Origin of the sequence: Corallococcus sp. AB018 (assembly GCF_003986945.1) — a bacterium.
In the GTDB taxonomy this organism is placed as follows: domain Bacteria; phylum Myxococcota; class Myxococcia; order Myxococcales; family Myxococcaceae; genus Corallococcus; species Corallococcus exiguus.
In genome coordinates this window covers 1-20,409 of sequence record NZ_RAWR01000042.1, presented here as the reverse complement: position 1 = coordinate 20,409, position 20,409 = coordinate 1, and the positions used below count along the sequence as shown (strand labels likewise).

General features: G+C 72.7%; 8 protein-coding genes. 3 read left to right on the top strand and 5 right to left on the bottom strand.

All coding sequences use genetic code 11. The annotated features are described in order from the left end of the window. Positions 1-35: 35 nt before the first annotated feature. From D7Y11_RS11580 to D7Y11_RS11565, 4 genes are all read right to left on the bottom strand, one after another. Positions 36-8,090, bottom strand: coding sequence for a non-ribosomal peptide synthetase/type I polyketide synthase (locus D7Y11_RS11580; protein ID WP_126933720.1), 8,055 nt, complete (start codon positions 8,088-8,090; stop codon positions 36-38). After that, on the bottom strand, positions 8,087-11,110 hold the full coding sequence (locus D7Y11_RS11575) for a type I polyketide synthase (RefSeq protein WP_126933719.1): 3,024 nt from the start codon (positions 11,108-11,110) through the stop codon (positions 8,087-8,089). The genes D7Y11_RS11580 and D7Y11_RS11575 overlap by 4 nt, the downstream gene beginning before the upstream one ends. 2 nt (positions 11,111-11,112) lie before the next feature. After that, entirely contained in the window at positions 11,113-16,662 is a 5,550-nt protein-coding gene (locus D7Y11_RS11570) for a type I polyketide synthase (protein WP_126933718.1), read from the bottom strand. 202 nt (positions 16,663-16,864) lie between these two features. Continuing rightward, entirely contained in the window at positions 16,865-17,440 is a 576-nt protein-coding gene (locus tag D7Y11_RS11565) for a carboxymuconolactone decarboxylase family protein (RefSeq protein ID WP_126933717.1), read from the bottom strand. A 276-nt stretch (positions 17,441-17,716) separates the two neighbouring features. Here D7Y11_RS11565 and D7Y11_RS11560 point away from each other — a divergent pair, with 276 nt between their 5' ends. The 3 genes from D7Y11_RS11560 (at position 17,717) to D7Y11_RS11550 (ending at position 19,472) form a co-directional block, all read left to right on the top strand. Continuing rightward, positions 17,717-18,268, top strand: coding sequence for a carboxymuconolactone decarboxylase family protein (locus tag D7Y11_RS11560; RefSeq protein ID WP_120553475.1), 552 nt, complete (start codon positions 17,717-17,719; stop codon positions 18,266-18,268). Continuing rightward, on the top strand, positions 18,265-18,741 hold the full coding sequence (locus tag D7Y11_RS11555) for a redoxin domain-containing protein (protein WP_121752896.1): 477 nt from the start codon (positions 18,265-18,267) through the stop codon (positions 18,739-18,741). The genes D7Y11_RS11560 and D7Y11_RS11555 overlap by 4 nt, the downstream gene beginning before the upstream one ends. Before the next feature lie 89 nt (positions 18,742-18,830). After that, on the top strand, positions 18,831-19,472 hold the full coding sequence (locus D7Y11_RS11550; RefSeq protein ID WP_121752895.1) for an RNA polymerase sigma factor: 642 nt from the start codon (positions 18,831-18,833) through the stop codon (positions 19,470-19,472). Between the two features lie 7 nt (positions 19,473-19,479). Here D7Y11_RS11550 and D7Y11_RS11545 read toward each other — a convergent pair whose 3' ends face one another. Continuing rightward, a complete protein-coding gene (locus D7Y11_RS11545; RefSeq protein ID WP_126933715.1) occupies positions 19,480-20,373 on the bottom strand; it encodes an isopenicillin N synthase family oxygenase in 894 nt (297 codons plus the stop codon). Positions 20,374-20,409: the final 36 nt, after the last annotated feature.

The window sequence follows — 20,409 nt, the reverse complement described above, 5'->3', positions numbered from 1 at the left end:
GAACGAAACGAGATGAACGAAGCAGAAGCCCTGGCTCAGGCGCGCAGGGCGGACGACAGCGAGCCCACGAGCGCGTCGAGCCCGTGGCTGAACAGGGTGTAGTGATTGCCTTCCAGCTCCACGAGCTGGCCGCCCGAGGTGAGCCGCAGCCACGCCTCCGCGTTCTGCCGCGAGGCGCCTCCGGGCTGCGCGCCCCGGCAGAACCAGACGCGGCCGGCGTAGGGCCGGGCCTGGTACGCGGTGAGGGCGCGCATGTTCGCCTTGAACACCTCCGCGTGCGCCCCCAGCGTCGCGCGGTCGAGCTCCGGAGCGATGGCCTCCTGCGCCCGCAGGTCCTCCACCACGCGCTCCAGCACCGCGTCCGCGGGCAGGGCCCGCAGCGCGCCGGCATCCACCGAGACGCGGCGGGCCGACAGGGCGCCCAGGTCCTCGGCGAAGCGCGCCATCAGCGCCGCCTCGTCCATGGCGTCCCCGCCCTGCCCCGCTGGCGGGACGAGCACGTCGATGAGCGCGAGCGTGGAGACGGTGTCCCCCGCCGCCTGGAGCTGGCGCGCCATCTCGTAGGCGACGACGCCGCCCATGGACCACCCGCCCAGGTGATACGGGCCGCGCGGCTGCACGTCGCGCAGCGCCTCCAGGTACGCGGCGGCCATGGCCTCGATGGACCGGGCCGGCGCGCCGGGCGGCACCTGGATCCCGAAGACGGGCTGATCCGTCCCCAGCTTCCGCGCCAGCTCCGCGTAGCAGAGGACGCTGCCTCCCACCGGGTGCACGAGGAAGAGCGGAGGCCGCGTGCCCGCGGGCTGGATGGGCACCAGCGCGCCACGCCCCTCGCGCCGCGGCGCCTCCGGCCCGGCCAGGGACTCGGCGAGCAGCGCGATGGTGGGCATCTCGAAGAGGGTCGCCAGCGGCAGCTCCCGGCCCAGCTCCTGGCGCAGCCGCGCCATCAGCCGCACCGCGAGCAGCGAGTTGCCGCCCACCTCGAAGAAGTTGTCATGGACGCCCACGGGCCCCGGCAAGAGCCCTTCCCAGAGGCCGGCCAGCGTCTTCTCCAGCCCGGTGCGCGGCGGCACCTTGACGCCGGTCTGCTTCGGCTGCTGCGTGCCCTCCAGGGCCGGCAGCGCGCCGCGGTCCACCTTCCCGTTCGCGCTGAGCGGCAGCGAGTCCAGCGTCACGAAGGTCTGCGGCACCATGTACTCCGGCAGCTTCGTCCGCAGCGCGTCGCGCAGCGCGTCCAGCGCCGGGGGCGCCTCCGCGTCCAGCACCACGTAGGCCACGAGCCGCTTGTTGCCCCGCTTCTCTCCCACGGCGGACGCGACGGCGGCGCGCACGCCCGGGTGCTGGAGCAGCGCGTTTTCAATCTCGCCCAGCTCGATGCGGAAGCCCTGGACCTTGACCTGGAAGTCCTCGCGGCCCAGGAACTCGATGTCGCCGGACGGCAGGAAGCGGCCCAGGTCTCCCGTGCGGTACAGCCGCTCGCCCGTCAGCGGGTGGCGGATGAAGCTTCCGCGGGTCTTCTCCTCGTCCCGCCAGTAGCCGCGCGCGACGCCCACGCCGCCGATGAAGATCTGCCCCGGCACCCAGGTGGGACACGGCATCAGCGCGTCGTCGAGCACCAGCATCTGCTGGTTCAGCATCGCCTTGCCGTAGGGGATGCTGGGCCAGGCGGGGTCCACGTCGCCAATGGGGTAGACGATGGACCAGATGGCCGCCTCGGTGGCGCCGCCCATGCTGTAGACGGCGGCATCCGGCGCCACGGCGTGGATGCGCTCCGGCAGCGACACCGGGATCCAGTCGCCGCTCATCATCACCGTCTTCAGCTGGGGCCACGTCTCGCCCAGGCCCGCCAGGTGGTCGGCCATCATCTCCATCAGCGCCGGGACGCTGTTCCACACCGTCACGCGGTGCTCGCGCACCAGGTGCAGCCAGCGGCCGGGCTCGCGCAGCTCGCCGGGCTCCGGGATGACCAGCGCGCCACCCGCGGCCAGCAGGCCGAAGACGTCCCACACCGACAGGTCGAAGTTCATCGCGGACAGCGCGAAGCCCCGGCTGTCCGCGCCGACGCCGTAGCGCGTGTTGACGTCCAGCAGCGTGTTGAGCGCCGACCGGTGTTCAATCATCACGCCCTTGGGGTGCCCCGTGGAGCCGGACGTGTAGATGACGTAGGCCAGGTCGTCCGGACGCTGCACGCTCGGCAGCGCGTCCGCGGACGGCCGCTGAGCCTCCGGCCCGTCGATGGCCAGCACCGCGCTGGGGTCCACGCCCGAAAGCTCCAGCTTGAGCCAGGACTGGGTGAGCACCTGCCGGGCTCCCGTGTTCTCCAGGAGGTAGCGCAGGCGCGCCGGAGGCAGGTGCGAGTCAATGGGCACATACGCGGCGCCGGACTTGAGGACGCCCAGCGCGGCGACGACCTGCTCCCAGCCCTTCTCCATCACCAGGGCCACGAGCGCGTTGGGCCGGGCCCCCTGCTCGCGCAGCCAGTGCGCGACGCGGTTGGAGGCGGCGTCCAGTTCGCCATAGGTGAGCGTGCGGCGCGAGGTGATGACCGCGGGCTGGTCCGGCTGGAGCGCGGCGGCCCTCACGAACGGCTCGTGCATCAGGCCCTGCGCCACGGGTGCGGCCGTCGCGTTGGCCTCCCGGCGGACGTCCAGCTGCTCCGGAGGCACCAGCAGCCGGGTGCGCTCCGTCCATGCGGCGGGCTCCGCCGCCAGCCGCGTCACCAGGCCCGAGTAGGCCTGGAACATGGCGTCGATCATCCCCGCCGGGAACAGCTCCTCCACCACGTCCCAGTTGAGGACGAGTCCACCGCCGTCCTCCACCACCTGGTGATCCAGGAACACCTGGGGCGTGCGGATGCTGCTGTGGATCTCCTCGCCGCCCGTGCCCATGGTGAGCAGGTGCTGGGCCAGGCCGGCCGGAGCGGCGTCGCCTTCGCGCGAGTGGAAGTTGATGGTGCTCGCGTAGACGACGGGCATGCGGGCGCGCCGCATGTCGCCGTCGCGCCGGTTGAGCTCACGCAGCACGCGCACGCCGCTGAACGACGCGTGGTCCAGGTCGTTCCACAGCTGCTGCTGGAGCCGCTGCGCCCGCGAGGAGATGGACTCCGCGCGCTCCACCTGCACCTCCAGCAGCGTGGTGGCGCTGAAGTTGCCGAGCACCCGGTCCACATGCGGGTGCAGCGGCACGCGGTTGAAGAACAGCACGTTGAGCGTGAAGGCGCGGCTGCGGCCCCAGGTGGCCAGGATCTCGGAGTAGGCCGCGCACATCACCATGGAGGGCGTGACGCCCGCCTCGCGCGCCAGCTCCTTGAAGCGCGCCCACTGCGCCTTGGGCAGCCGGAACGAGCGGTGCGTGAAGCGCGGCAGCTCCAGCGTGCCCGGGTGGCGGGCCATGGGGAGCTCCGGCGCGGGCGGCAGCTTGGGGACGCGGTCGAGCCAGTACTTCTCCGCGGCGGCGTACGCGGGGCCAGACTCCAGCGCCTGCACGCCCAGCACGTAGTCGCGGAAGGTGATGTCGATGGGCCGCAGCGCCCCGGCGCCCTCGCGGTACACGGCCGACCATTCCTTGAAGAGCAGCGACGTGCTCCACGCGTCCACAACCAGGGCGTCGAAGCCCAGGTGCAGCCGCGTGCGCTCGCCGTCCAGCCGCGTGGCCCGGACGTCGAATAGCGGGAAGCGGTCCGTCTGGAAGACCTGGGTGGCCATCTCCGTGCGCAGCGCCGCGAGCGCGCGCTCGACCTGGGACGCGTCCTGGCCCCGCAGGTCCACCGTGCGGATGACGAAGGACGGCACCGTGGACAGCACCCGCTGCTGCCCGTCTGGCGTCACCACCGCGCGCAGCATGTCGTGGCGCTGGATGACGACGTCCAGGCTCGAGCCCAGCCGCTCCAGGTCCACGCCCAGCAGGTCCACCTCCAGGAAGAAGTAGGTGGACACGCCGCCCAGCTCGAAGGAGCGGGTGCGGCCCAGCAGGTACGCCTGCTGGAGGTCCGTCATGCCGAAGGGCTGGTGGCGCCCTTCCCCGTCATGCACGAGCACCTCCACCGGGGCCGGCTCCGCGCTCGCGGTCCGCGCCGGCTCCGCCGCGCTGCTCGCGGGAGGCGCCTCCAGCGACAGCTGACCGAGGATCTCCGAGCAAAGGGCCTTGAGGCTCGCGCCCGCCAGGAGCCCGCCGAGCGACAACGCCACGTTCAGCTCGTTGGCGACGGCGCTCTTGAGCTCCAGCGCCATCAGCGAGTCGAAGCCCGCGTGCGCCAGTGGCGCGTCCACGTCCACGTCCGCGGCGGACGCGCGCAGGATGACGGCGACCTGGGCACGCAGCCACTCCACGAGCCGGGGCGTGCGCTGCGCCACCGGCAGGCGCGCGAGCACGTCCCGCAGGCCCGACGAAGCGGGACGGGCGGCGCTCGCCGACGGCGTGACTTCCGCGCGCGTCACCTTCTGGAGGGCCTGCACCGTCGTGCGCTTGAGCAGCGCTCCTTCGGCGCGCAGGAAGACGCGGCCCTGCGCGTCCGCCACGTCCACGTCCGCGACAATCGTCGTGTCCCCGTCCTTCCAGGGGCGCAGCCGCACGTGGGCCCGGGTCGCGGCCGCCGGGGTGGCGGGACCGACGACGAAGCGGGCGACCTCGACGATCATGTAGATGGCGTCCTCGGGCACGTTGCCCGGCAGGCACGCGAAGACCGCCTGGAAGAGCGCGTCCACCAGGCCCGGGTGGACGCGGTAGCCCTCCGCCTCCTTCGCGTCGGGCGCGCGCATCGTCGCGAGCGCCTCGCCCTCACGGAAGCGGACCTGCTCGATCCACCGCGCCGAGTGCCCGAGCACCAGCTGGCGCTTCTCCATGCGCGCGTAGAACTCCGCGCCGTCCAGCGTCTGCCCGCAGCGCGCGAGGATGGCGTCCGCGGACTCCAGCCCCTTCTCTTCCTGGGCCTCCGCGAGCCGTCCCTCCACGTGCACCGCCCAGGCGCTGGAGTCCTCCGAGGCCCCCGGCGGCAGGCTGTGGAGCGCGAAGCCACGCTCGCCCTTCGCGTCCGGTGGCTCCACCACCAGGTGCGCGACGCGCGTCTCGTCGTCGTCCATGAGGAGCCCGCGCCGGACCGACAGGCCCTCCACGCGGCAGGCTCCGGCTCCCGGCGTCAGCGCGTGCCAGGACTGGAGCGCGGCCTCCAGGAAGACACCCACGTTCACCACCCGCATCCCGCCCATCCGGCAGTCCGCCAGACACGGGTGCTGGGCCGCGTCGTACCGCACGCGGAACTGCGCCGCGGGCAGCGGCGACGGCAGCCGGTTCCCCAGCAGCGTCGTCGAGGCGGTCTCCTCCCGCACCGGGGCCGAGGACCGGGCCGCGGTACCGGGCGCGGGGGCGGCGTACCAGTACCGCTTCCGGTCGAAGGTGTACGTCGGCAGCGGGACCCGGCGCGGCTCGAGGCCCGCGTGCAGGTGGTCCCACTCCAGGTCGGCGCCGCGCGTGTACAGGGCGCCCGCGCTCTCCAGCATGGAGCGCTGGGCGGACAGCCCCTTGCGCATCGAGGGCAAGAAGGCGCGGTCCCCCGCGGGCGCGTAGCGCTTCACCATCCCGATGAGGTGGGGCGCGGGGCCCACCTCCACGAAGGTGTCGAAGCCGTTCTCGAACAGCCACTCCATGCTGGCCTGGAAGCGCACGGCCTCGCGGGCGTGGTCGCGGAAGTAGCGCGGCCCCAGCGTGCCGGCGTCCACGGGCCGGCCGGTCAGGTTGGAGATGAGCGGGAGGGACGGCTCATGGAACGTGAGCCCGGACGCGGCCTGCTCCAGCGCGTCCAGCATCGGATCCAGCAGCGGCGAGTGGAACGCCTGCGAGACGTTGATGCGCTTGTGCTTGTGACCCTGCGCCATCAGCGCCTGGAGCACCTGCTCCACGGCGTCCACCTGGCCGGAGATGACGATGTTGTCCGGCGCGTTCACCGCGGCCACGGACACGCGGTCGGCCTTCCCCTCCAAAGCCGCCCGCACCTGGGCCTCGCTGGCGAAGACGGACGCCATCGCGCCCGCCGCCGGGAGCGCCTGCATGAGCGCGCCGCGCACGGCGAGCAGCGCCACGGCCGCCTCGGGCTCGAAGACGCCCGCGACGCAGGCCGCGACGTACTCACCCACGCTGTGGCCCAGCACCGCGGCAGGCACGACGCCCCAGCTGCGCCAGAGCATGGCGAGCGCGTACTCCACGGAGAAGAGCGCGGCCTGGGTGTAGCGGGTCTGATCCAACAGCCCCGCCGTGAAGCCCTCCCCGCGCAGGAGCGTGAGCAGCGGCACGTCCCAGTGGGACTTCAGCGCCTCCGCGCAGCGGTCCAACGCCTGCCGGAACACCGGCTGCGAGGCGTGCAGCTCCACCGCCATGCCCGGGAACTGGCTGCCCTGGCCGGTGAAGAGGAAGGCCACCTTCGGCCCCTGCCCCACCTGCGCGCGGCCCAGGGACGCACCCGCCGGCAGCTCCCCCGCCGCGATGGCGGACAGCGCGTGCTGGAGCGACTCCAGGTCGTCCACGGGCAGCGCCACGCGCTCCGCGAACCGGGCCCGGCCGGTGTTCACGCTGAAGCACACGTCTTCCAGGAGCAGGTCGCGCTTCGCCGCCAGATGCAACGCGTGCCGGCCCGCCAGCCGCGCCAGCACCGCCGGACTGCGCGCGGACAGGGTGAAGAGCTGCGTGCCGGGCTCGAAGGCCCGCGCCGGGCGCACCACGGCCGGGGCCTCCTCCACCACCAGGTGGGCGTTGGTGCCGCTCGCGCCGAACGAGCTCACCCCCGCGATGCGCGGACGCTCCGCGCGCGGCCACGCCTCCGGCCGGGTGGAGATGGCCACCGGCAGCGCCTCCAGGTCGATCTCCGGGTTCAGCTCCCGGAACTGGACCTGGGGCGGCAGCTCCTCGTTCTGGAGCGCGAGGATGACCTTCATGAGGCCCGCGGCCCCCGCCGCCGGCTCCAGGTGCCCGATGTTGGCCTTGATGGACCCGATGTGGATGCGGTCGCCTTCCGCGCGACCCTCGCCCAGCGCCGCGCCCAGCGCGCGGACCTCTATCGGGTCGCCGAGCGGCGTCCCCGTGCCATGCGTCTCCACATAGCTGACGCGGTCCGCCCCCACGCGCGCGGCCTTGAGCGCACCGCGGATGACGTCCTGCTGCGCCGCGGGGTTGGGCACCGTGAGCCCGCCGCTGCGGCCATCCTGGTTGACGCACGAGCCCCGGATCAGCGCGTGGATGTGGTCCTTCGCCGCCACCGCGTCCGACAGGCGCTTGAGCACGAAGACGACACAGCCCTCGCCGCGGGTGTAGCCGTTGGCGTCGCGGTCGAACGTCTTGCAGTAGCCGTCCGGCGACAGCATGCCCGCGCGCGACAGCACCACGAACCACTCCGGCGACAGCAGCACGTTGACGCCGCCCGCCAGTGCTAGCGAACACTCCCCCGCGCGCAAGCTTTGACATGCCTGGTGCAGGGCGACGGCGGAAGATGAACAGGCCGTGTCCACGGACAGGCTGGGACCGCGCAGGCCCAGCCAGTACGACAGGCGCCCGGCCGCGAACGTGGACGCGTTGCTGGTGAGGCAGTAGGCGTCCAGCTGATCAATGGGCGTCTCCTGCATCAGCTTCTGGCAGTAGTCATAGTTGGTGATGCCCACGAACACGCCGGCCATGCTCCCCTCGAGCTTGTCGAAGGGCTGCGCCGCGTTCTCCAGGGCCTCCCAGCTCACCTCCAGGAACAGGCGCTGCTGGGGATCCAACGTCGCGGCCTCGCGCGGGGAGATGCCGAACACGCCCGCGTCGAACCGGTCGACCTGATCCAGGAACCCGCCCTTGAAGAGCTGTCCGTCCGGGGTCGCCGCGGCGCCGCGCTCCTGGGGGAAGGTGCGGATGCCGTCGCCTCCAGAGCGCAGGAAGCGCCACAGCGTGGAGGGGTCGTCATTGCCGCCCGGCAGGCGGCAGGACATGCCGACCACGGCGATGGGCTCGGAGCGCTGGGACTCGACGGCGTCGAGCTTCCCGCGGAACTCACGGATGCGCTCCAGGGCACGCTGGAGCAGTTCGTCGCGGTTGGACGCTTCGGTGGAAACCGGCGGGGTGCTCATGACAGGTCCTTGCTGGAGATGGAGGAGGTCTCTTCGAGTTCCCGCGCCAGGAGGTCGGCGATGCTGTCAGTGCCGCCTCCCGTCGCCGGGGACAGGCCCTGGGACGCCAGGGGCTGCGGCTCACGCGGCGGGGTGGCGGGTGCCGGGGGTGGCGTGACGAACGTGCCCAGCTGCCGGGACAGCCGCTCCACGGTGGGGTTCTCGAAGATGACGGTCACGGCGAACTTGCGCCCCAGCTGCTGCTCCAGCCGGTTGCGCAGCTGTCCGGCCATCACGGAGTCCATGCCCATCTGGAAGAAGCCACCCTTGGGGTCGAGCCGGGCGGCGTCGAACTTCAGGATGCGCGCCACCTCCGCGTGCACCAGGCTCCGCAGCTTCGTGGCGCGCTCGCGCTCCGGCAGCTCCGCCCAGCCAGCCAGCTGCGGCGAGGCCGGGGCGCGGACTTCCGTGGGACGCCGGACGGGTTCCGGGGGCGTGTCACGCACCGCCGCGCGGGGCAGCTCCAGGCTGGTGGAGCGCACCGACGCGAGCATCGTGACGGGCCGCTCCTTGAACCAGAAGGACTCGCGCTCGAAGGGATAGGTCGGCAGGCGGAGGAAGTGCCCGTGGGGCGCGAGCAGCCGCTCCAGGAGCAGGCCCAGACCCGCCGCGTGGAGCGCCGCCACGGACGTCAGCAGCGCCCCCAGCGCATCCTGGCTCCCACGGAGACAGGACACCGCCAGCACGTCCGTCAGTCCCTGGCGCGCGGCGGCCTCCTCCACCGGCGCGGTCAGCACCGGCTCCGCGCCCAGCTCCACGAAGAGCACGTGGCCCGCGCGCAGCGACTCCTCGATGCCCGGCAACACCTGCGCGGGACGGCGCAGGCACCGCGTCCAGGCGCCAGCGCCCAGGGACTCGCCGTCCAGCACCGTCCCGTCCGCCGAGTACAGGGGCACCGCCGTGAGCCGGGGCGTCAGTCCCGCGAGCGACGCGGTCAGCGCTCCGGCCGCCGCGTCTCCCTTCGCCAGCAGGGCGCCGCACTCACGGGCGACGCGCGCGGCGTCCTCCAGCGACAGCGCTCCCGCGACGTGGGCCGCGGCGATCTCCCCCACTCCCTGCCCGAGCACCGCGCCCGGCTCGACGCCCCACGAGCGCCACAGCTCCGCGAGCGCCACCTGCACGGCGAAGTGCTCACCCACCCCGTCCGCGCCCTGCCCCAGCTGGAGCGCGCCGCGACAGCGCTCCAGGGCCTGGGCGAACACCGGACAGTCGCGGCCCAGCGCCGCGAGCCGGGCCCCTGACAGCCGGGGCTCCGCGGGGAAGAGGAACACCGGGCGTCCCGGCCTTCCGGAGGTGCCCGTCCATGCGCCCGGGGGCCGGACGTCCTGCTGGAGCGCGCGCAGTTGCTGGAGTGCGTCCTCGCGGGTGCGGACGACGAGCCCCACCCGGTGGTCGTGGTGCGTCCGGCGCAGCGCGGCCGTGGCGCAGACGTCCTCCAGCGTTTCATGCTGGCCGGCGCCGCTGGTCAGGTGGTCCGCCAGACGCCGGGCCACGTTCGACAGCGCCTTGCGGCTGCGGGCGGAGAGCACCAGCAGGTGGGAGCGCTCCGCGCCAGACACGGAGGGCCGTGCGGCGGCCTCGGGGCGCGCGGACTCCAGGGTGCCCAGCACGACGTGCGCGTTGGTGCCGCCCGCGCCGAACGAGCTGACCGCGCCGTAGCGGCGCTCCGCCGGATCCGTCCACGGCGTCGACTCCGTGGGCACGTAGAGGCGCGTGCCATCCAGCGAGATGTGCGGGTTGAGCGCCTGGAAGTGCAGGTTCGCCGGGATGACGCCGTGCTTGAGCGACAGCGCGACCTTGAGGATGCCGACGATGCCGGCGCCCGCCTCCAGGTGCCCGATGTTCGTCTTGATGGAGCCGAGCGCGCAGGGCCGCCGCTCGCCCTCCGCGGCGCCGTAGATTTCGGAGAGGGCCTCCACCTCGATGGGGTCGCCCAACGACGTGCCCGTCCCGTGCGCCTCGACGAGCCCCACCTCCGAGCCGGTGAGCCGCGCGCGCTCCAGCGCCTTGCGGATGACGGCCCGCTGGGCCCCGCCGTTGGGTGCCGTGAGGCCGTTGCTGAGCCCGTCCTGGTTGACGGCCGAGCCGTGGATGACGGCCCACACCGGATCCCCGGCCGCGAGCGCGTCCGACAGGCGCTTGAGCACCACGACGCCGCAGCCCTCGCCGCGGACGTAGCCATCCGCGCGCGAGTCGAACGTCTTGCAGCGCCCATCCGGCGCCAGCGGCAGGCCCTTGGAGTGCGCCACCGACACCACGGGCGACAGCAGCAGGTTGAGCCCGCCCACGATGGCGGTGGAGCTCTCCCCGTGGCGCAGGCTCTGGCAGGCCTGGTGGACCGCGACGAGCGACGAGGAGCAGGCCGTGTCGAAGGCCATGCTCGGCCCGCGCAGGTCCAGCAGGTACGACAGCCGGTTGGGGATGATGCAGTTGGTGCCGCCCACCAGCGAGTACGTGCCCAGCACCTGCGGCTCTGAGAGTTGGAGCTGGAGGTAGTCGTTCCCGTTGGCGCCCACGAAGACGCCGGTGTCCGTGCCCGCGAGCGCCTTCGCGCTCAGGCCCGCGTCCTCCAGCGCGTGCCACGCCACCTCCAGGAAGAGGCGCTGCTGCGGATCCATCTGCTCCGCTTCACGGGGCGAGATGCCGAAGAAGTAAGGGTCGAAGCGGTCGGGCGCGTCCAGGAACGCGCCGTAGCGCATGTGCATCCGCCCCGGCGTGGCCACGTCCGCGTCGTAGTAGCGCGACAGGTCCCAGCGGTCCGCGGGCACCTCGCTGACGGCGTCCACCTTGCCGCGCAGCATCTTCCAGAGGGTCTCCGGGGTCTCCCCGCCCCCCGGGATGCGGCACCCCAGGCCGATGATGGCGATGGGCTCCCGGCCCCGGGACTCCAGGGCCTCGAACCGGGCCCGGAGGTCCTTCAGCGCGTCGAGGCTGCGCTTGAGCAGCGTGGGATCATTCGCGGTGGGCAGTGGGGCCGTCATGGTCAGGACTCCTTGATGAGCTGGTGGACCTGGACGAGTTCGGCCTCCAACAGCCGCTCGAGCTCCAGGTCGGAAGGCAATGCCGCGTCGGCGGGAACGGCGGGTGCGGCGGGCACGGGCGCTGGCGGGACGACGCGCGCGGGCGTGGACCGGGCCGCTGGGGCGGACGAGGCCTGGCTCAGGACGAACCCCGTCAGCGCCTCCACCGTGGGGTGATTCCAGAGCGCGGTGGCTGAGAGCCGGATGCCGGTGCGCGCCTCGATGCGGTTGCGCAGCTCCAGCGACATGACGGAGTCCATGCCCAGGGTGCGCAGCGGCTGGTCCACGGGGACGCGCGCCGGGGCCAGCTTGAGCACCGTGGCCACCACCTGCCGCAGCTCGTCCTCGGCGCGGGACCGCCGCCGCGAGGGCTCCAGCGCGCCCAGCTCGTCGAACAGCGTCCGGGACGAAGCAGCGGCCGGGCGGGCCTCGTCAGTCCGGGCAACGGCGGGCCGCGCCACGTCGAGCACGCGGACCTTCAGCCCGTCGACGTGGAACAGGGGCTCGCCCGCGTCGGTGAACGCCACCACGTCCACCAGGAACACCGGGCCCTCACCGCCCGGACGGCGCTGCGCGTGGACGTGGAAGGCGCCCTCCGGGAGGCGGTGGAGCGCGAACCCGTCCACCCCGACGCTGATGAGCTGCCGTCCCCGGAACACCAGGCTGGGCGGCAGCGTGGCGATGGAGAGCTGGAGCGCGGAGTCGATGCAGGCCACCCGCGCCAGCTCCGGGTCCACGGAGGCCGCGGGCGGAAGGATGCGCCCCAGCGCCTGCGCCTCGCGGGACCAGACGCAGTCCACGCCACGGAAGGCGGCGCGGTACTCCAGCCCGCAGCCCGCCAGCAGTTCGTAGTACCGCACGGAGTCCAGCAGCATCGCCGCGGAGCCGCGCAGCGAGTCCCGGAGCGCCAGCGCCTCCTGCGCCCGCTCCCGGCCCACCGCCGCCGCCGGCCCCGAGTCCACCAGGGCCCGAGCGTGCGGCACCCACGTGCGGCCCTCGCCCTGGGAGAACACCTGGAGCTCGCGCTGAGCGTCGCGCACGGAGAGCACGGTCTGCACGCGCGGCGCGGGCTCGGAGCCCAATATCAGCGGCTGCGGGAAGGCGATGTCCCTCAGCGCCACGGGCGCGGCCCCCAACGCCTCCTTCGCGGCACCCAGCGCCATGGACAGGAAGACGGCGCCGGGAACCACGGCGTCACCGCCCACGCGGTGGTCGGCGAGGAAGCCGGACACGTCCGCGCCCCACTCGGCCTGCCAGTGGTGCAGCCGCGGCTCCAAGGCGGACGGGAAGTGGCTGCCCAGGAGCCCCTCACCGCTCGGACGGCTGGCGGCGACGGGGGCACGGACCGCGGGCGCCGCGTCCAGCCAGAAGCGCTCGCGCTGCCAGGGGTAGGAAGGCAGCGGCACGCCGGGGCGCCCCGCGCGGGTGACGGCGCTCCAGACAGGCTCCAGGCCTCGCGTGTAGAGCGCCGCCACGGAGCGCAGCAGCGTCTCGCGCTCGGACTCGTTGCGCCGCAGCGACGGCAGCACCTCGCCCGGCTGGTCCACGTCCGCCAGCTCCTGCTCCACGGCGGGCAGCAGGATGGGATGCGGGCTCATCTCGATGAAGACGTCGTGTCCCGCCTCGCGCGCGCGCCGGACCGCCGAGGCGAAGAGGACGGGGTCGCGCAGGTTGCGCACCCAGTAGCCCGCGTCGAAGTCGCGGCCGTCCGTCACCGCGTCCAGGACCGTGGAGTGGATGGGCACCGCCGACGGCGAGGGCTGCACGCCCGCCAGCACCTCCAGCAGCTCGCCCTTCAGCGCGTCCATCTGCGGGCTGTGGGAGGCGACATCCACCTTGACCCAGCGCCAGAAGACGCCGCGGGCCTGGAGCGCCTGGGAGATGACCTCCAGCGCCTGTGGCTGGCCCGACAGCACGGTGGAGCGGGAGCTGTTGCTCACGGCCACGGCGACCTGCGCCTCGTGGCCGCGCAGGACCTCCCGGGCCTCGTCCAGCGTCAGCTCCGCGGCGAGCATCGCGCCCTGTCCGCTCACCCGGCGGAGCAGCTGACTGCGGCGGCAGATGATCCGCGCGGCGTCCGCCAGGTTCAGCGCGCCCGCGACATACGCCGCCGCGACCTCGCCCATGCTGTGGCCGATGACCGCCTTCGGCCGCACGCCCCACGAGCGCCAGAGCGCGGCCAACGCCACCTCCACGGCGAAGAGCACCGGCTGCACCACGTCCACCCGGGCCATCCGCGACGCGGCCTCGGACGCCTCCAGTTCCTCCAGCACGGACCAGCCGGTGAGCGCGTGGATGGCGGCGTCGCACCGCATGAGCTCCGCGCGGAAGGCCGGCTCGTCGCGCAAGAGCTGCCGGGCCATTCCGTGCCACTGCGAGCCCTGCCCCGGGAAGACGAACACCACGGAGGGCGCCTTCGCGAGCGCCGGGGTCACCAGCCGCTCATGGGGCTCGCCCCGGGCGAACGCGTCCAGCGCCTGGGCCAGGTCCTCCCCTCCGCGCGCGACCACCGCCAGTCGCTCCGCGTGGTGCGTCCGGCGCAGCGCGGCCGTGGCGGCGACGTCCTCCACCTGCGTCCAGGGCGCGTGGCGAAGCGTCCCGGCCACGCGCGCCGCCAGCTCCCGGAGCGCCTGCGGGGTATGGGCGGACAGCGGCACCAGCGAGTCGCGGGCGACGGGGGCAGCCGCCCCCGCGCATCCCAGACGGAACAGCGTGGCGCGCGCTTCGTACAGGGCCAGCCGCTCGTCCTCGTCCCGCGTGGTGGACGGCAGGACGACAGGGGGCGGCTGCCGGCCCTCGGCGGCCTGCTGCAGGGCTCCCACCAGCACGGGGTGCGGGCTGAGCTCCACCAGCGCGTCCACGCCGTCGGCCACCAGCGACGCGAGCACCGGGGCAAGCCACACCGGCGTGCGCAGGTTCTGGCCGAAGTAGCGCCCGTCCACCTCCGGCCCCTCCATCCGCCGCCGCAGCGCGGTGGAGATCATCGGCAGGCGCGCGGGCTTCGGACGGAGCCCGGCGAGCACCATCTCCAGCTCCGGGAGGATCTCGTCGATCTGCGGGCTGTGCGCGGCGACGTTCACGCGGATCCGCGCGCACAGCTCCTTGCGGCGCTTCAGCTCCGCGAGGAGCGCGTCGAGCGCGGCCGGGTCTCCCGACAGCACGGTGGACCGGGGGCCGTTGTGGCCGGCCAGCACCACCGCCCCACCCGTGGCCTCCAGGAGCCCGGTCAGCGCGTCGGGCGGCAGGTTGACCACGGCCATGCCGCCCCGGTCCGCCAGCAGCTTCTGCAGGCGGCTGTAGTGGTGGATGACGAGCGCCGCCTCCTCCAGGTCGAGGATGCCCGCGATGTGCGCGGCGGCGATCTCCCCCAGGCTGTGCCCCACGACGACGTCCGGGGTGATGCCCCAGGCGCGCCACTGCTCCGCCAGGGCCACCTGGAACGCGAAGAGGAGCGGCTGCACCACGTCCACGTCGTCGTAGCGGGCGACGCCCTCCGCCTTGAACAGCTCCTCCCGGAGCGACTGGCCGGAGTGGACCGCCAGGGCCGCGTCCACGCGCGCGAAGGCCGCGCGGAAGGCGTCCTCCGTGAGCAGCATGCGCCGGCCCATGCCCACCCACTGGCCGCCCTGCGGAGCGCAGACGAAGGCCACCTTCGGAGTCCGGCCAGACGCCGTCCCCAGCGTCACCGTCCCCGCCGCGCCGTCCAGGAACCCGCTCAGGCGCGCCACCAGCTCGCCCCGGGTGCGCACGCACACGGTGAGCCGCTCCGGGCCGGAAGCCTCTGGCGCCAGCACCGCGTGGAGCGCGTCGAGCGGCACCCCGGTCCGCAGGGCGTCGAGCGCGCGGCGGGCCTCGGCCTTCAGGGCCTCGGCTCCGGACGCCGCCAGCCCCACCCAGGCGAGCCGCGATGGCGGGGCCTCCTGGAGCACGACGTGGGCGTTGGTGCCGCCCCAGCCGAACGCGCTGACACCCGCCACGGCCAACCCGTCCGGCACCGGCCACGCGCGGGTCTCACGCGAAACCTCCAGCCGGAGTTCCTCGAAGGGGATGAGCGGGTTGGGCCGCGTGAAGTGGAGGCTGGGCACCACCGTGCGCTGCTCGACGCACAGGCAGGCCTTGAGGAAGCCGGCGATGCCCGCGGCCCCCTCCAGGTGGCCGATGTTGGTCTTCACCGAGCCGATGACCAGCGGCGGGCCCTCGCCACGCGCCTTCGCGAACACGGCCCCGAGCGCGCCCGCTTCAATGGGGTCTCCCAGCGCCGTCCCCGTGCCGTGCGTCTCCACGTAGCCCACCGCGCCGGGCGCCACGCCCGACCGCGCGTGGACCTGCCGCAGCAGCTTCTCCTGGGCCTCCGGGTTGGGCGCCGTGAGGCCGTTGCTCGGCCCATCGTTGTTGCTGCCCGTGGCGCGGATGACGCAGCGGATGGTGTCGCCCGCGGCGAGCGCGGCGGAGAGAGGCTTGAGGACCACCACGCCCCCGCCCTCTCCGCGCCCGAAGCCGTCCGCGCTCGCGTCGAAGGCCTTGCACACGCCGTCCGGCGACAGGCCTCCGAAGCGGGACAGCGCCACCATGGTGTGCGGCGAGGCCATCACGCTGACGCCGCCGACGATGGCCGTGGTGCTCTCCCCCGCCCACAGGCTCTGGCAGGCCAGGTGGACCGCCACCAGCGACGACGAGCACGCCGTGTCGAGGACGAGGCTGGGCCCCTGGAGGCCCAGCACGTACGACAGCCGGTTGGCGATCATGTTGAGCGCCTGCCCGGTGGCCGTGTGCGGCGTGATGCGCCCCGGCTCCGCGCCGCCCAGCTCCGCGTAGTCACGCCAGATGGCGCCGACGAACACGCCCGTCGCCGTCGCGTGCAGCTCGCGCGGGACGATGCCCGCGTCCTCGAGCGCCTCCCACGCCAGCTCCAGGAACAGGCGCTGCTGCGGATCCATCTCCGCCGCCTCGCGCGGAGAGATGCCGAAGAACAGCGGATCGAACCCCGCGATGTCTGGCAGGAACCCGGCGCGGCGCGGCACCGGCGCGCTGCCCCCGCCGCGATCCGCCTGCTGCAGCCGCCCGTCCGCCCAGCGGCCGGAGGGGACCTCCGACACCGCGTCGCGCCCGGTGCGCAGCAGCTCCCAGAACGCGGTGAGGTCCGCCGCGCCCGGAAGGCGGCAGGCCATGCCCACCACCGCGATCGGCTCGTCGCGGGCCACGGAAGGCCCGGCGACCTCCACGTGAGCCGTGGCGTCCGCGTCACCCGTGGACAGGTGCCGCAAGAGCGCGTCCACGCTGGGGTGGCGCCAGAAGACCGTGGGAGACACCTCGCGTCCAGCCAGCTCCGACAGCGCCCGGCCGAGCGCCACCGCGCCCAGCGAGTCCAGCCCGTAGTGGCTGAAGGGCCGGCGGGAGTCGATCTGCTCTGGCGACAGGCCGTTGCGGCGCGCCAATGCCTCCAGCAGGTGTGACCTGAGCGCGGACAGCACGGACGCATCCGTCACAGGATCAGAGTTCGTCGGCGCACCCATGGCATTTCCCCCTGTCAGCCCTTCCCCAAGGGCCCGGTTTCCACGTCAGCGCAAGGCAGACCCCACCCGCGCCTGAAGCCACTCAAGACACGACAAGACCGTCACCGCGAACGCGGACTCGCGCGCCAGCGCGAAGGGCCTGGGCGCGAAACATCGGATGTATGGGAGGAAGCCCTGGGACCTGGCCCGGGGCCTCCGAGCACTACGCCTGGCGCGCCGCCGCCCCGGACGGGCGGGTCCACGCGAATTCCTTCAGCGCCGGCTCCAGCTCCACGCCGCCCAGGTGGTTCGCGTAGTTCACCAGCACCTGCTGGGAGAGGGCCAGGATGACGTCGAGCGCGTTGGCGCTCGTGAAGCCCTGGGCCGTGAACCGGCTCCAGAGGTCGTCTCCCACGGTCCCCTTCTCACGGACCACCGTCCGGGTGAACTCCGCGAGCAGCTCCAGCCGTGGATCCGGCAGCGTCGTCCCCGACCGGAGCGCGGCCACGAGCGCATCCGGAACCTGGAGCTTGCGACACAAGAAGCTGTGGAAGGCCATGCAGTACGAACAGTCGTTCTCCCAGCCGATGGTCATGATGACCACCTCGCGCTCCACGGCGCCCAGGGAGGACTGGGCCAGCAGCGGCCCCATCTGCGCGAAGGCCTGCGTCACGCCGGGCGACTCCGCGATGAGCCCCAGCAGGTTCGAACGGAAACCGGCGGACTTCTCCACCGCGGCCAGCACCGGACGGGACTGCTCCGGCGCGCTCTCAATCGTATGAATCCTCAGTCGCCCCAAGACTCACCCTCCCCAAAAATGGAATGTTGGATTCAGTTGACAATGCCACCCCGAGAAATCCGTTTCAACAAAGAATCACATCCATTTCAATTTTCCCTTGCGCACTTCGCACCTGATTTATGGGGATTTTATGTATGATTATTTCTCCGGAAATCACACGTAATTTCATGGACTTACGATTCTCGGAGAAGAATCGACAGGTCCGGCGTAACGCCGGCCTGGGGTCGCGACCTTAATGACTGGCAAGCCGCAATCATGCGGCCTCAGGAGTTCTCAATGTCCCGTCTGAACCTTGTCGACGCTTCGCACGCCACGCTCAAACCCATCAAGGAGAAGCTGGGCGCCAACCTGCCTCCGCCGGTCCGGGTGCTTGCCAATTCGCCCGCGGCGATGAGCGCCTTCTTCGCGCTGCACGGGACGCTGGGCCAGGGGCAGCTGACGCCGCGCGTCCGCGAGCAGATCGCGCTCGCGGTGGGCAACGCGCAGGGCTGCCGCTACTGCGTCTCGCACCACACCCAGCTGGGCCGCAAGACGGGCCTCTCTGATCAGGAGCTGGATCAGGCGCGCTCCGGCAAGGCGCCGGACGCCAAGGTGGAGGCGGCGCTCCAGTTCTCCCGTCAGATCGCGGCGCGGCGCGGCGCGGTGACGGACGCGGAGCTGGCGGCGGTGCGTGCCGCGGGCTGGACCGACGGCGACGTGGTGGAGATCCTGGCGCAGGTCGTCGCCACCACCTTCGGCAACTACCTCAACCACCTGGCCCAGACGGAGATCGACATCCCGCCCGTGGACCTGGTCCCAGCGGCGGTCATCGACGGAATCCACGCGTGACAGCGACCTTCGAGCCCGGGGCCCGCTTTCCCGACCTGGAGTTGCGGGACGGGGCAGGCAAGCCCACGCGGCTGGGCGAGGCCATGGGCGGCGAGGCGGCGGTGGTGTTCTTCCTCCGCAACGCCGCCTGTCCGGTGTGCCGCAACCACTTGAAGACGCTGGCGAAGCGCCAGGGCGACATCGCGGCGAACCAGGCGAAGGTGATCTCGGTCATCCCGGATGGGCCCGAGGAGGCGCGGGAGCTGGCCACCTGGCTGGGGGTGCCGGTGCCGGTGCTGACCAGCGGGACGGGCACGCACGCGGAAGCGGGCCTGGAGCCGATCTTCTGGGGCAAGCTGCAACCGAGCGGCACCGTGCTGCTGGCCCCCTCCCGAGAGGTCGTCTACGGGAGGCAGTCCGCCCTGCCGCCGCTGGGCTTCAACGAGAAGGAGCTGATGACCGCGCTCGCGCGTGGGGCGCATCGCCCGGTTTAGGCGACGGCACAAGTCATCATGCGTCATCCGGGTCTTCCGGCCTTCCCCCTTCGGCGGCCTTCGCCGAAGGGGGTTAGGATGGCGGAGCCATGCCTGATGACAGCTCCCCGGACGCCGCCACCGAGCGCGCCCAGTTCCTTTCCTGGATCACCCTGCTCGTCCACCAGCACCGTGCGCGACTGGTGACGAGCGCGAGGCGCCGGGGTCTGCCTCCCGAGGACGCGCTCGATTGCGTCCAGGACGCCTTCGTCACCTTCCTGCGGATGCCGGAGGCCACGACCCTGTCGGCCCGCTCCAGCGAGGTCGAGCGCCTTCTGTCGACGCTGGTGGCCCACGCCGCGCTGAATCAGCGGCGCAAGCTGGCGCGCCGGGCGCTGCCGACCGAGATCGAATTGTCCGAGGTGGCCTCCGACCTGCCTTCAGCGGACACGCTGGTGGCGGAGGCGGAGGCGCGGGTGAGCCTGGTGCGCTGTGTCCAGCAGTTGTCGCAGATGCAGCAGGCGGTGATCCGCCTCCGGCTCCTGGACGAGTGTCCGGGCGAGGAGGTCTCCACGCTGCTGGAGATCTCGCCGGAGAACGCCCGCATCCTCCTGTTCCGCGCGCGCCAGCGCCTGCGGGAGTGCCTGGTGCTGGCGATGAAGGACCCGGGGCCGCCTGACATGGCCGCCGCGGAGACCGCGCCGCGGTCCCTGCAGGACACCGCCAGGGACCAGCGCCTCCGGCAGTCCTGAGCGAGCGCTACAGCACTTCCGCGCGCAGGTCGGGGAACACCTTCCCCACCTTTCCGAGCAGGTAGGCCCCGTACGTGCCCCGGAAAGAGTGCACGCTCTGCCGGTCCCACCGCTCCGCGTGGTCGTCCGCGCCCGCGTCCTTCAAAGCGGGTGAGTCGATGGCCGCGATCTCCGCCGTCCAGTCGGGGTCGAAGAAGAACGGCAGCGACAGCCGGTCACGGCCGGCGCGGTTGAGCACCCGATGCGGCGTGGAGCGGTACACACCGCGCGTCATCCGGTCGAGCATGTCGCCGATGTTGCACACGAACGCGTCCTCCACCGGCGGCGCGTCCACCCACCGCGTGTGCCCGTCCTGGCGCGTCTTCACCTGGAGCCCGCCCGCGTCGTCCTGCTTGAGGATGGTGAGCACGCCGTAGTCGGTGTGCTCGCCCACGCCCCACACCGGCAGCCCTTGCGCGTCCACCTCCGGGCCCGGCGGGTAGTTGAAGATGCGGAACAGCACCGTCGGATCCGCCATGTACCGAGCGGCGAAGAAGTCCGCCTCCAGGTCCAGGCTGAGCGCGATGCCGGACATCAACGTGTGTCCCAGCGACGTCAGCGCCGCCATGTACGCCAGCACCGCGCCGCCCAGCCCGTCCGGCTCAAGGGGGAACAGGTTGGGTCCATGCAGCGGAGTGCCGGCGCGCACGCGCTGCTTCTCCTCCTCTGGCCGCGCGAAGAAGTCCCGAGCCAGAGCCTCCAATCGGGTTTGAAGCCCCACGTCCACGCCATGGCCCACGACGTAGAAGAAGCCAGTGTTCCGACAGGCCGCGCCCATGCGAGCAGCGACCTCCCTCCGGGCCTGGGGGCTCGACGAGGGGTCGACGAGAGCTCGGACATCGATGAGGGGCACGGTATCCATGGCGCGAACTCTAGCCAGAAGTGCGTTGCCCCACCC

What these genes read in the sequence shown, in the direction of transcription:
- D7Y11_RS11580 (WP_126933720.1), bottom strand. Translation starts at nt 8,090, where the DNA reads ATGAGCACCCCGCCGGTTTCCACCGAAGCGTCCAACCGCGACGAACTG.
- D7Y11_RS11575 (WP_126933719.1), bottom strand. Translation starts at nt 11,110, where the DNA reads ATGACGGCCCCACTGCCCACCGCGAATGATCCCACGCTGCTCAAGCGC.
- D7Y11_RS11570 (WP_126933718.1), bottom strand. Translation starts at nt 16,662, where the DNA reads ATGGGTGCGCCGACGAACTCTGATCCTGTGACGGATGCGTCCGTGCTG.
- D7Y11_RS11560 (WP_120553475.1), top strand. Translation starts at nt 17,717, where the DNA reads ATGTCCCGTCTGAACCTTGTCGACGCTTCGCACGCCACGCTCAAACCC.
- D7Y11_RS11550 (WP_121752895.1), top strand. Translation starts at nt 18,831, where the DNA reads ATGCCTGATGACAGCTCCCCGGACGCCGCCACCGAGCGCGCCCAGTTC.
- D7Y11_RS11545 (WP_126933715.1), bottom strand. Translation starts at nt 20,373, where the DNA reads ATGGATACCGTGCCCCTCATCGATGTCCGAGCTCTCGTCGACCCCTCG.